Genomic DNA, 12310 nt, shown 5'->3' on the forward strand with positions numbered 1-12310 from the left:
TCACGCCACGTCGGGTAGCTTGTCCAGATACTTGTCCAGCGTGATCGGATAATCCCGCACCCGCGCGCCGGTGGCGTTGTAGAGCGCGTTGGCGACGGCGGCGCCGACGCCGCACATGCCGAGCTCTCCCACGCCCTTCGCTTTCATCGGATTGGCTTTGTCGTCCGCCTCATCGAGGAAGACGACTTCCTGGTGCGGGATGTCGGCGTGAACCGGCACCTCATAGCTGGCAAGATCGTGATTGACGAAGAAGCCGAACCGTTTGTCGACGGCCAATTCCTCCATCAGGGCAGATCCAACCCCCATGGTCATCGCGCCAATTACCTGGCTGCGCGCCGCCTTGGGATTGAGGATGCGCCCGGCCGCGCAGACCGCAAGCATGCGGCGGATGCGCGAGACGCCGGTATAGGCGTTCACGCCGACTTCCACGAAGTGCGCGCCAAAAGTGGAAAGCTGCCACTCCTCGCCAAGCTTGCCGAATTCGATATGATCCTCGGCGACCAGTTCGCCCGCCGCGGCAGCCTCCCGCAGCGCGGCGGAGCGATTGCCGCTCGTCACCTGCCCAGCGTCGAACACCACGTCAGCCGAATTGAAGCCAAGCCGCTGCGCCACTTGCTCGCGAAGCTTGACGCAAGCGGCATAGACACCGGCGGTAGCGTTAGCCGCACCCCATTGGCCGCCAGAGCCCGCCGACGCTGGGAAGGCGGAATCGCCCAGTTTCACCACCACGGCCTCTGCTGGTACGCCAAGCATTTCGCCCGCTGTTTGAGCGATGATGGTGTAGCTGCCGGTGCCGATATCGGTCATGTCGGTTTCGATCGTAACCGTTTCATCGCGGCCGAGGCGCACTCTGGCGGCGGACTTGGTGCTGATGTGGTTGCGGAAGGCCGCGGCGACGCCCATCCCGACCAGCCATTGGCCATCGCGGACTTGGGCCGGCTTCGCATTCCGCTTGCTCCACCCGAAACGTGTGGCGCCCTCCTGCAGGCAGCGAACGAGCTGGCGCTGCGAGAATTGCCGCTGCGGCTTTTCGGGATCAACCTGGGTATCGTTCCTGATGCGGAATTCGACCGGGTCCATGCCGAGCTTCTCGGCCATTTCGTCCATGGCGATCTCGAGCGCCATCATGCCTGGTGCCTCACCAGGAGCGCGCATGGCGTTGCCCTCGGGAAGGTCCAGCACGGCTAGGCGCATTGCCGTCATGCGATTAGCGCCAGCGTAGAGCAGCTTGGTCTGTTGAACGGCCGTCTCGGGCCCGCCGTCCGGCAGATCGCCCGAGCCGCTCTCATGCGCGATGGCGGTGATCGTGCCGTCCGTATTGGCGCCCAGGCGGATGCGCTGGTGCGTGGCGGGGCGGTGGGTGGTGTTGTTAGTGATAAACGGCCGGGGCAGGGCAACCTTGACCGGCCGCTTGGCCGCTTTCGCACCCAGCGCCGCCATGATCGCGTCGGCGCGGACGAAGAGCTTCCCGCCAAATCCGCCACCGACATATGGGGAGATCAGGCGCACTTTCTCTAGCGGCATGTTCAGCGTGAGCGCGATGTCGCGCTTGCTCCACGCAATCATCTGATTGGATGTCCAGAGCGTCAGCTCGTCGCCCTTCCAGGCGGCGATGGAGGCATGGGGCTCCATCATCGCATGGGTGTGGTCCGGCGTATGGTAGGCAGCGTCCAGCTTCACCGGCGCGGCGGCGAAGGCTTCCTCGAACTTGCCCACCCGATCGATGGGTGGAGCGCTACTGTTTGGCCCCCCCGATCCGCCCACCAACGGAGCGGTTTTCAATTCCTCGGCGAGATCAAAGCGGCCTTTGACGCGCGCATAATCAACCCGGACGAGCGACGCGGCAGCGCGCGCTTGCTCAAAGGTTTCGGCGACAACCACCGCGACGGCTTGGTGGTAGTGCTCCACCTCTGGCCCGGCGAGCAGCTTGGCCGTGTTATTCTTGCCCTTGCCCAGTTTCCCCGCGTCTGCCGCCGTGACGATCGCGATCACACCGGGCGCCGCCTTCGCAGCCGCCGTGTCGATACGGGTGATCCGGCCCTTGGCCACGCTCGATCCGACGATGTAGCCGTAGGCGACATTCTCCAGGCCCTTCTGCTCATAGGCATAGGGCGCAAGGCCGCTTGTTTTCAGAGGACCATCCACACGGTCATGCGCGCGCCCGATAACCTTCATGCGGTCAATCGGGTTGGTGCCCTCGGCAGTTTCGAACTTCATGAGCTTAGGCCTTGGCTTGGGCGATAACAGATACCAGCGCGCGGGTCGCAAGCGGGAGCTTGAAGGCGTTGTCGCTGGTGGGGGTTGCCCCCTGGAACGCGCGGGCGGTTACCGCAGCCGCGCCCCGCGGCAGCAACGCTTCCGCCTCGGGCACACGCCACGGCTTCGGCGCGACGCCACCGAAGGCAACGCGACCTGTACCGTCAGGCTGGATGACCGCGGCTACCGACACGAGCGCGAAAGCGTAAGAGGCGCGATCGCGGACCTTTTCGTAAAAGTGCTTGCCGCCGAGCGGGCGCGGCAGGACAACGTGGGTGATGAGCTCGCCCGGCTTCAGCACCGTGTCCTGTTCTGGCCGATCGCCCCAAAGGCGGTGAAAATCGGCAATCGGGATTGATCGCCGTTGCCCCTGCCCATTGATCGTCTCGACCACAGCATCTAGCACGCGAAGGGCAACAGGCATGTCGCCAGGGAATGTGGCGATGCATTTGTCGGAACCGCCGATCACGGCGAGCTGGCGCGAATAGCCACCGATCGCACCGCAGCCGGTGCCCGGCTTACGCTTGTTGCACGGCATGTTTGTGTCGTAGAAATAGGGACAGCGCGTACGCTGAAGCAGGTTGCCGGCGGTCGACGCCTTGTTGCGCAACTGACCGCTGGCGCCCGCCACTGTCGCCCGAGTCAGAACGCCATAGTCTCGCCGCACGCGTTCGTCGGCGGCAAGTTGAGTGTTGCTGACAAGCGCGCCGATGCGCAAGCCGCCGCCGTCGGTGTTCTCGATCCTCTGAAGGTCGAGATCCTGTACGTCGACGAGGTGCACGGGCGTCTCGACTTCGATCTTCATCAAATCGAGCAGGTTTGTCCCACCGGCGATGAACTTGGCTCCGGGCTTGGCGGCAACGATGCGCGCGGCCGCTGCGGGATCGCTGGCGCGTTCGTAGGTGAAAGCCTTCATGCCTTGGCTCCCGCCACTTCGATCATGGCCTCTGCGATATTGGAATAGGCCCCGCAGCGGCAGATGTTACCGCTCATGCGCTCGCGCATTTCAGCTGCGGTGAACTTGGGTTTGCCCGCAACGTCCGTCTGAACGTGGCTCGGGATGCCGGCCCTGATCTCCTCCAGCACCGCCACGGCTGAGCAGATCTGGCCGGGCGTGCAATAGCCACATTGATAGCCATCATGCTTTACGAAGGCCGCCTGCATCGGGTGCAGCTTATCGGGTGTTCCCAGGCCCTCGATCGTGGTGATCTCGTCGCCTTCGTGCATGACAGCGAGGCTGAGGCACGCATTGATCCGCTGCCCGTCCACGAGCACGGTGCAGGCACCGCACTGGCCATGATCGCAGCCCTTCTTGGTCCCGGTGAGGTGCAGATGCTCACGCAGGGCATCGAGCAGGGTCGTGCGGGTGTCCAGCGACAGAGAATGCTGCTGCCCGTTGACGGTGAAGCGAACGGGCATCATCGGCGCCTCCGAGGCTTTGGTGGTGGGCTGGGCGACGCTGCGTGCGGGCGTGTTGGCGACCGCCACGGATGCGACGCTGCCGGCGATCAGGCCACGCCGCGACACTCCGGGCTCGAGAAAGTCCGACATGGACTGCACTTCCTTCTAGACTAGTGACGTGGCGATCCACAGGCTGCCAAGAACAGCCTGGCCGATCGGCACAACGCGCAAAATGGCATTTGGAGCCGAGTGCGATCGTGCCGGCTTCTGAACCGACACGGACGCGAGCGGCCGAGAAACTTCTGTGATCGATCAGCGGGGTAGCTGGTGGGTCCGCCGGGGCTCGAACCCGGGACCTCTCGATTAAAAGTCGCTTGCTCTACCGACTGAGCTACGGACCCGCACCAGCGACGACGCGCCTAGGCACAGAGCGGCGGCGGGTCAACCGGGCATGCAATTGCAGTATCGTAAGGCCGGTTACCGGATCTCGCCACTTGGGTGCGAGCCGAACCAGCGGCACGAGCACGAAATCACGCGCTCGGAAGGCGGGGTGGGGCACCTTCAGGGCCGGGTGATCGACCTTGCCGGCGGACCACAAGATGATGTCCAGATCGATCACCCGGGCGCCCCAGCGCTGCCCACGGCGACGCCCGAACTGCCGCTCGATCGCCTTCAACGCAAGGAGGAGGTCGGCTGGGGACAGAGGCGTGCTGACGATGGCGACCGTGTTTGCGAAACGGCGAATGGACGGCCCGACGGGCGCGCTGGTGATGATCGGGGCGACAGACACGAGGCCAGGAAGGGCGTTGATCGCTGCGGCCACCTCGTCAGCGGGCGCACCGTGGCGGCCCCTGCGATTTGATCCCACCGCCACGACATAGGTTGAGCGTGTCATGCCTTGCAGCCTATCGGGCGCGGATGAGCTTCGCACCATCTCCTTTGCCAGCGACCGAACCGCCGCTTGACTGCCCTTTGTGTCCGCGCCTGGCAGGCTTTCGCCATGCACTCCGAGCCGAATACCCGGACTGGTGGAACGCGCCGATCCCGGCGTTCGGCGATCCGGATGCCTGGCTTGTGATCGTCGGTCTTGCGCCCGGCAAGCATGGCGCCAATCGCACTGGCAGGCCGTTCACAGGGGATTATGCGGGTGAGTTGCTCTATGCGACGCTTGCCAAATACGGGCTGAGCGAGGGTCAGTTCGAAGCGAGGCCGGACGATAGGCTGCAATTGCGCGGGGCGATGCTGATCAACGCGGTGCGCTGCCTGCCGCCGGCCAACAAGCCGACACCGGAGGAGATCCGCACCTGCCGGCCGTTCCTTGAAGCGCCCCTCGCGGAACTGCCGAGGGCGAGCGTCTTCATCGCGCTGGGGCAGATCGCGCACCAATCGGCGGTGAAGGCCCTTGGGGGCAAGTTGCCTAAGGCCAAGTTCGGTCATCTGGCAGAGCACCGCATGCCGGACGGCCGCGTGCTGATCGATAGCTATCATTGTTCGCGCTACAATCAGAACACGGGCAGGCTCACTGCTGGCATGTTCGAAGCGGTGTTCGAGCGTGCTTTGGAGCTTCGGCCGATGTGACGGGCAAGTAGCTGGTGTCGCACGCTATTCTTGACTGCTCGCCGCTTTTGGAGCTGGTCAGCGGGGTTGTTCGGGAGCTTGCAGCGCGGCGGCGATGCGATCGGCGAGGCGGGTTGCGACGTCGGCCTTTGGCATGTGTTCCCAGGTCTCGACACCGTCTGAGGACACCAGGTGAACGGTGTTGGTGTCGCCGCCCATCACGTCACCGGACACGTCGTTGGCGACGATCCAGTCGGCGCCCTTGCGACTGAGCTTGGCCTGGGCATGAGCGACCACGTGCTCAGTTTCTGCGGCGAAACCGACCAGGAGACGCGGCCGGTTTGGTCCGTGACCAACGGTCGCCAATATGTCGGGGTTTTCAAGAAGTTGGAGCGACGGGACGCCGCCAGCGGCTTTCTTCAGCTTTTGCTCGGCGGCGCCGGCGGCGCGCCAATCGGCGACCGCGGCGACCATTACGGCAGCATCGGCTGGAAGTGCGTTCTCCACCGCTGCGGCCATTTCGCGCGCGGTTTCCACGTCGATTCGCGTGACGCCGGCGGGCGTTGGCAGCGTGACCGGGCCGGCGATCAGCGAGACACGGGCGCCTAAAGCGGCAAGCGCGCCGGCGATGGCGAACCCCTGTTTCCCGGACGAGCGGTTTGCGATGTAGCGCACAGGATCGATCGGCTCGTGGGTTGGTCCGGCCGTAACCACGATGTGTTTGGCGAAGAGCGGCCTGCTGTCGGCTGCAATCGGCCTCGCTGCGAACCGCTCCGGCCACTTGCCAAAAAGCGCCTCGATCCGGGCGACGATCGCTGCGGGATCGGGTAGCCGACCCGGGCCGAACTCGCCGCAGGCCATGGCCCCTTCGTCCGGCTCCATGATCGTGATGCCGTCGCGGCGAAGCTGATCGACGTTTCGCTGCGTTGCCGGGTGAAGCCACATGCGCACGTTCATCGCCGGCGCGGCGAGCACCGGCTTGTCGGTGGCCAACAGCAAGGTTGTCGCGAGATCGTTGGCGAGGCCGGCGGCCATGCGCGCCAGCAAATCCGCGGTCGCGGGCGCCACTACGACCAGATCGGCTTGCCGGCTGAGCTGGATGTGGCCCATCTCGGCTTCATCCTTCAGATCCCAGAGGGTGGTGTGCACTTCCTCTTGGGACAAAGCCGCCAGCGTCATCGCGGTGACGAAGTGGCTGCCGCCCTCCGTCAGCACACAGCGCACGCCGTGGCCGGCCTTGCGCAAGAGGCGGATGATCTCGCACGCTTTGTACGCGGCGATGCCACCGCCGACGATCAGAAGGACCCGGCTCATGCCGACGTTCTTGTCACGGTAATGCGCCGCCTGTCGAGCGCCGCACGTGATAGATCACGCAGCGCGTCGGGGAAGAAGGTGAGGCCGATCGGCGCGATGGGGGCGATCAGGAAGGCCCAGTCGGCGGTGTCAGGCCCCGCCAGGAAGGACATGGACAGCAACTGCACAACGATTGTCGCGAGCGCGCGGGCTGCGAGCGGATCACGCCACGCGGACCAGCCGGCCAGTGACAGCGCGACGGCGATCGCGCCGAGCGCCGGCGGGAGCAACGACAGCGCGGTCGCTGAAGCAACGGCACGGACCGCGAAGCCGAAGCCCGACGCTCCGGACCAAGCCGCCAGCGATTGATCCAACGGGCCGGTAACGCTGGCGACGGCCTGAGCATGCAAGACGACCGCGACGGCGAACAGCGCAAGCGCTCCGGCCCATCCTGCGGCCTCCCGGCGCTGCCCCTCCAGCAACGCCAGCACCAGCATGACGACCACGTACAACGCAGCCGTTTCCCGGATCAGCGCGGCCGAGAGCCCGAGCGCCGCGGCGGTGATCCACCGCCCAGGTTTGCGCGACGCAAGAGAGAGCGAGACGATCAGCCCCGCCCACAGATCATGCGTGGCCACAAGGTGGCCGAGGACTGCGCTGGTGACGCCGACTGCCGCGAGCAGAAGGGCGATGGGGCGGGCCGGGAAGCGTGGAACGGCATCCGCCAGCCGTTTCCACCACGCAAATAGCGACAGCAAGGCAAGCGCGTAGAGCAGCAAGGCCGCGCTGACCTGGCTCACCTTGGCTTGCAGCACCGCAAGGGTGGGCAGGCGGAAGACGTGGAACGGCTGCAACGGCGCGCCTGCCGATCGTAACGCCCGCGCGGTTGCGGTGTAATAATCGTCACCGTGGCGCAGGTCGTCAACGATCCTGGCGTACACGATCTCGTTGGCCTGGTCAGCGGCTTCCGTGCCCGCCGCCGCCGAGCCGCTGGTGCCCGGCGCAATCAGCGCGGCGAGCAGCAGCAACGCCAGAACCGCAAGCAGCCAGCGGGCATGGCGGCGCGAGCGCCCCGCATACCGCGATGGCGCCGCGAGCCAGAGCGGCCGAACGGCAGCCCTTGTCATGATCAGGCGATCATCGCCCAGGTCGCGGCAATGCCGGCTGCGGCGCTCGCCACGGCGACCGCGGCATAGCGCCAGCCGCCGCCGATCCGCACCACTTCGATCTCACGCAGCGGCGGGGCAGGGGGCGCGCCGCCCGGCGCCGGGAAGCGCGCCTCGATGCGGCGCACGAGCTCGGGAAGGCGATACAGTGTCTTCACGTCGGCGACGATCCGATCGGCGATTGCGGCTTCGGGGCCAAGCTCGGTCCGGATCCACTCCTCGACGAACGGTCCGGCCGTCTCCCACAGGTTGATGTCGGGATCGAGCGCGGTCGCCACCCCTTCCACCATCACCATCGTCTTTTGCAGAAGCAGGAGGTGCGGCTGCGTGACCATGTCGAAATCGCGCGTGATCGAGAACAGGCCATCGAGCATCATGCCGATGGACATTTCCTTCACCGGAAGCCCGCGCATCGGCTCACCCACTGCGCGCAGCGCCGTTGCGAACTCGCGCACGTCGTGGTGCGCGGGGACGTATTCCGCCTCGAAATGGATTTCGGCGACGCGGCGGTAATTGCCGGTGATCAGGCCGTAGAGGATCTCCGCGAGCCAGATACGCGCGCGCCGATCGATCCGGCCCATGATACCGAAATCGACTGCCGCGATGCGATTGCCGGGCAGGGCGAACAAATTGCCCTGGTGCATATCGGCGTGGAAAAAGCCTTCGGCGATCGCCTGGCGAAGAAAGGCGTGGACCAGCGTTTGCGCAAGCAGCGGCAGATCATAGCCGGCCTCCACCAATGCCGCTCGGTTCGACAGCTTGATGCCGTCGATCCATTCCAGCGTCAGGATCTTGCCCGAGGTGCGCGGCCAATCGATGGCGGGCACATAGAAGTTCGGCTCGGCCGCCATGCCCTCGGCCAGTTCGCTCGCCGAGGCGGCTTCCCGCCGCAGGTCCAGCTCGCGTGCGGTCCAGCGCTTGAAGGTCGCGATGACGCGGCGCGGCTGAAGCCGGGCGATCTCGCCGCCCATCGGCTCGATCTGAGCCGCAGCCCATTCATAGGTGTCGATCGCGCGTTCGAAGTCCGCTTCGACGCCGGGACGCAGCACCTTTACCGCAACAGGGCGGCCGTCGATCGTCACCGCGCGGTGAACCTGCGCGATGGAAGCGGCACCCACGGGTTTTTCGTCGAAATGCGCAAACATCGCCTCGATCGGGCGCCCAAGGCTTTCCTCGATCTGCGGGCGGATCACATCGAACGGAAGCGGCGGCAGCGCATCCTGCAAGCGCAAGAGGTCCATCGCCGCCTCGTCCCCGACGATGTCGGGGCGGGTCGCCAGCGTCTGGCCAAACTTGACCGCGGCCGGGCCGATCGCCTCGAACGCATCGGCATAACGCGGCTGCTCCGGCACACGGGCGCCGAACCGTGCGAGCCGCAGGAGCCGGCGCAGGGCGGGCGGCGTCTTCGCGTCGCGCTCCAGCCCCCGCAACGCGCCATGCCGCGCCAGGGTTCGGCCCCACTTCAGGAGCCGCCACGTATGAACGACGGCGTGCGTCATTCTGCGCCGCCCTCTCCGCTGCCCCGCGAGGGGCGGCCGGCGTCGGTCATATCTTCCAGCCCGAGTGGATCGCGACCAGCCCGCCGAGCAGCGGCTCGACCTTGGTCTGCACGAAGCCGGCGTCACGGATCATGCCTTCGAAGGTCGGCATGTCCGGGAAGCGGCGGATCGATTCGATTAGGTATCGATAGCTGTCCGCGTCATCGGCGAGCATCTGGCCGAGCTTCGGCACCAGTCGATGCGAATAGGCATCGTACATTTCCTTGAAGCCAGGCCAGGTGGTCGTCGAGAATTCAAGGCAGAAGAAGCGGCCGCCACGGCGAAGCACGCGATGCGCCTCGCGCAGCGCCGCCGGAATGTCCGTCACGTTCCGGATGCCGAAGGCGATCGTGTACGCATCAAAGAAGCGATCGGGGAAGGTCAGTACCTCGGCATTCGCTTCGGTCCACACCAGGCCATCGATGCCGCGCTCCTGCGCGCGCTTCATGCCGACTTCGAGCATGGCGGGATTGATGTCCGCCACCGTCACCGACGCGCCTTCGCGCTGGAGGCGGAAGGCGATGTCGCCGGTGCCGCCGGCCATGTCGAGGATCTGTTCGCCGGCGCGCGGCTTTACCCGGCGCACGAAGCGGTCCTTCCACAACCGATGCATGCCCGCGGACATGGCATCGTTCATCAAATCATAGCGGGATGCCACATTGGTGAAGACGCCGCCGACGCGGGCAGTCTTTTCCGTTGCGGGGATGTCTTCATAGCCGAAGGAGACGGTTTCGCTCATGTTCGCGGCTCTAGCGGCGGGGCGCGGGCGGGGCTAGGCCTTCTGACAGGCGACGCGCCCCGCGCCGCGGTGCTTCGACAAGCGGGAGCGACACGCTAAAGGCGGCGGATGCCCGAGCTACCCGAAGTCGAGACCACCGTTCGCGGCCTGCGCCCCGTGCTGGAAGGCGCGCGCATCAAGGAGATCGAACCGCGGCGCGGCGATCTTCGCCGGCCCTTTCCGGTCGATCTGCGCCAAGTGATGACGGGCGCCGCGATCACGGCGCTTGGCCGGCGGGCCAAATACGGCCTCATCCACACCGATCGTGACCAGACCATGATCTTCCATCTGGGCATGTCGGGGCGATGGCGAGTCGATCCGGGCGAACTGCTGCCGCACGATCATCTGGTGATCGATACGGAGGCGGGGCGGCGGGTAGCGCTGAACGATCCACGGCGGTTCGGCTCGGTGGACCTCTGGCCGACGGGCGCGTTGGACGCCTTTCCCGCGTTTGCCACATTGGGGCCGGAGCCGCTTGGGCCGGACCTGAGCGGCGCATGGCTGAAAAAGGCGCTGGCCGGGCGGCGCGCCTCGATCAAGCTGATGCTGCTCGACCAGCGGATCGTGGCGGGGCTCGGCAACATCTACGTCTGCGAGGCACTGTATCTCGCGCGAATCTCGCCCAAGCGCGCCGGCGGCAACATCGGGATCGCGCGGCTGGAGCGGCTGGTCGATTCGATCCGTGCGGTGCTGCTTTCCGCGATCGAAGCGGGCGGATCGACGCTGCGCGATTATGCCCGCCCCGATGGCGAGCTTGGCTATTTTTCCAAGCAATTCGCGGTATATGGGCGGGAAGGGCTGCCGTGCGAATGTGGCGGCGTGGTGCAGCGCTATGCTGAAGGTGGACGATCGACGTTTTGGTGCCCCGCGTGCCAGCGGAGTTGACCAAGAGCGCGAACATCATTAAAGGGCGCGGCTTCCAGGGCGATGGGTGTTCCCGCCGCCCTTTTTTCATCGACCGATTCTAGAAGCAAGGACCGTAAATGGCGAACACGCCGCAAGCGAAGAAGCGCATCCGCCGCAACCAGCGCCGGGCCGAAATCAATGGTGCGCGCGTAGGCCGCATCCGCACCTTCGTGAAGAAGGTGGAGGCAGCGCTCGCAGCGGGTGACAAGACGGCAGCGTCGGCTGCCCTTGCAGCGGTTCAGCCGGAGCTGGCACGCGGCGTTGCGCGTGGCGTGCTTCACCGCAACACCGCCAGCCGCAAGTTCTCGCGCCTGACCAAGCGCCTGTCCGCGCTGGCCTGATCGCGCGGCCCGGCCTCTTCGGCCGGTAAGCGATACGTCAAAGGCCGGGTGGCGATTGCGCCGCCCGGCCTTTTGTCGCGTCTGGACGCCTTGCCGCGTGGGCGCGGCAAGGCGTGGATCGCTTAGAGGAACGCGCGTCCACCGGTGACGGGGATGGTGGCGCCGGTGATGTAGCTTGCCTCGTCGCTGGCCAAGAGGACGTACGGCGGCGCCAGCTCCGCCGGCTGCGCCGCGCGGCCGAGCGGCGTATCGGCGCCGAACGACTTCACCTTCTCCGGCGGCATGGTGGACGGGATCAGCGGGGTCCAGACCGGGCCAGGCGCGACTGCGTTCACCCGGATCTTGCGCTCTGCCAGCATCTTGCCCAGGCCAGCGGTGAAATTGTAGATCGCGCCCTTGGTGGTGGCGTATGCGAGCAGCTGTTCGCTCGGGTCCTCGGCATTGATCGACGTGGTGTTGATGATCGAGCTGCCGGCGCGCATGTGCGGCAGCGCCGCCTTCACCAGATAGAACATGGCGTGCATGTTGGTGGCAAAGGTGATCTGCCATTCCTCGTCGCTGATGTCCTCCACCTTGGCGAACGTCGCCTGATGGGCGGCGTTGTTGACCAGAATGTCGATCCGGCCGAACGCGGAGGCGGTCTCCTCCACGATCTTGCGCGCATGGGCGGGATCGCTGATGTCGCCGGGCAGCAGCAGCGCGCGGCGGCCCGCATCCTCCACCAGTCGCTTGGTTTCCTCGGCATCTTCATGCTCGTTCAGGTAGCTGATCGCGACGTCAGCGCCTTCGCGCGCATAGGCGATCGCGACGGCGCGCCCGATCCCGCTGTCGGCGCCAGTGATCAGCGCTCTGCGGTCCAGCAGGCGGCCGTGGCCCACGTAGCTGCGCTCGCCATGATCGGGGCGCGGATCCATCGCCTCCGTTTGGCCGGGCATGTCCTGCTGCTGATCGGGATATGGCGGTTCTGGGTAGTTGGTCATGTTGGTCCTCGACGAAATGCTTGCTCTCACAAGTCATCGAGACGCCCGGACGTTCCGCTCCGATGCTGAATGCTTGGCCCCCTTGATCGAGGTT

At 65.9% G+C, this 12310-nt stretch carries 12 protein-coding genes and 1 tRNA gene; 3 read left to right on the forward strand and 10 right to left on the reverse strand.

Annotation, left to right across the window (positions count from 1 at the left end; translation table 11 throughout):
• The 5 genes from paoC to folK all read right to left on the reverse strand — a co-directional run bounded on the left by paoC (window position 1) and on the right by folK (window position 4552).
• Window positions 1-2217, reverse strand: a complete 2217-nt coding sequence (gene paoC, locus SPMU_RS03830) for an aldehyde oxidoreductase molybdenum-binding subunit PaoC (RefSeq protein ID WP_088332076.1) — start codon at window positions 2215-2217, stop codon at window positions 1-3.
• 4 nt (window positions 2218-2221) lie between these two features.
• Window positions 2222-3172 (reverse strand): FAD binding domain-containing protein, encoded by a 951-nt coding sequence (locus SPMU_RS03835; protein WP_088332078.1) that lies wholly within the window; start codon window positions 3170-3172, stop codon window positions 2222-2224.
• Window positions 3169-3807, reverse strand: coding sequence for an aldehyde dehydrogenase iron-sulfur subunit PaoA (paoA, locus tag SPMU_RS03840; RefSeq protein ID WP_088332080.1), 639 nt, complete (start codon window positions 3805-3807; stop codon window positions 3169-3171). The genes SPMU_RS03835 and paoA overlap by 4 nt, the downstream gene beginning before the upstream one ends.
• A gap of 175 nt (window positions 3808-3982) precedes the next feature.
• Window positions 3983-4058: transfer RNA gene (locus SPMU_RS03845), tRNA-Lys, on the reverse strand.
• A complete protein-coding gene (folK, locus tag SPMU_RS03850) occupies window positions 4049-4552 on the reverse strand; it encodes a 2-amino-4-hydroxy-6-hydroxymethyldihydropteridine diphosphokinase (RefSeq protein ID WP_088332082.1) in 504 nt (167 codons plus the stop codon). The genes SPMU_RS03845 and folK overlap by 10 nt, the downstream gene beginning before the upstream one ends.
• Before the next feature lie 23 nt (window positions 4553-4575).
• On the opposite strand from folK, the gene SPMU_RS03855 reads away from it, so the two are divergent.
• Window positions 4576-5235, forward strand: coding sequence for a uracil-DNA glycosylase (locus SPMU_RS03855; protein WP_088332084.1), 660 nt, complete (start codon window positions 4576-4578; stop codon window positions 5233-5235).
• Between the two features lie 57 nt (window positions 5236-5292).
• Here SPMU_RS03855 and coaBC read toward each other — a convergent pair whose 3' ends face one another.
• Genes coaBC through SPMU_RS03875 form a run of 4 tightly spaced genes read right to left on the reverse strand, consistent with a single transcriptional unit; the run spans window position 5293 to window position 9950 of the window.
• Window positions 5293-6528, reverse strand: a complete 1236-nt coding sequence (gene coaBC / locus SPMU_RS03860; RefSeq protein ID WP_088332086.1) for a bifunctional phosphopantothenoylcysteine decarboxylase/phosphopantothenate--cysteine ligase CoaBC — start codon at window positions 6526-6528, stop codon at window positions 5293-5295.
• The gene (locus SPMU_RS03865) at window positions 6525-7634 is read right to left on the reverse strand and encodes a hypothetical protein (RefSeq protein ID WP_088332088.1); all 1110 of its coding nucleotides are present in this window, start codon (window positions 7632-7634) and stop codon (window positions 6525-6527) included. The genes coaBC and SPMU_RS03865 overlap by 4 nt, the downstream gene beginning before the upstream one ends.
• A 2-nt stretch (window positions 7635-7636) precedes the next feature.
• Window positions 7637-9172 (reverse strand): 2-polyprenylphenol 6-hydroxylase, encoded by a 1536-nt coding sequence (gene ubiB / locus SPMU_RS03870; RefSeq protein ID WP_088332090.1) that lies wholly within the window; start codon window positions 9170-9172, stop codon window positions 7637-7639.
• Between the two features lie 46 nt (window positions 9173-9218).
• On the reverse strand, window positions 9219-9950 hold the full coding sequence (locus SPMU_RS03875) for a class I SAM-dependent methyltransferase (protein WP_088332092.1): 732 nt from the start codon (window positions 9948-9950) through the stop codon (window positions 9219-9221).
• Window positions 9951-10058: 108 nt separating this feature from the next.
• Between SPMU_RS03875 and mutM the strand changes: the two genes are divergently transcribed.
• Both mutM and rpsT read left to right on the forward strand, forming a co-directional pair.
• Complete coding sequence (mutM, locus tag SPMU_RS03880) at window positions 10059-10874, forward strand: bifunctional DNA-formamidopyrimidine glycosylase/DNA-(apurinic or apyrimidinic site) lyase (RefSeq protein WP_088332094.1); 816 nt, start codon at window positions 10059-10061, stop codon at window positions 10872-10874.
• Window positions 10875-10972: 98 nt separating this feature from the next.
• Window positions 10973-11236 carry a 30S ribosomal protein S20 gene (rpsT, locus tag SPMU_RS03885; protein WP_088332096.1) on the forward strand — a complete coding sequence of 88 codons (264 nt, stop codon included), beginning with the start codon at window positions 10973-10975 and terminating at the stop codon, window positions 11234-11236.
• A gap of 122 nt (window positions 11237-11358) precedes the next feature.
• On the opposite strand, the gene SPMU_RS03890 is transcribed toward rpsT, so the two are convergent.
• On the reverse strand, window positions 11359-12216 hold the full coding sequence (locus SPMU_RS03890) for an SDR family oxidoreductase (RefSeq protein ID WP_088332098.1): 858 nt from the start codon (window positions 12214-12216) through the stop codon (window positions 11359-11361).
• Window positions 12217-12310: the final 94 nt, after the last annotated feature.

The sequence above is a fragment of the Sphingomonas mucosissima genome, assembly GCF_002197665.1.
Taxonomy (GTDB): Bacteria; Pseudomonadota; Alphaproteobacteria; order Sphingomonadales; family Sphingomonadaceae; genus Sphingomonas; species Sphingomonas mucosissima.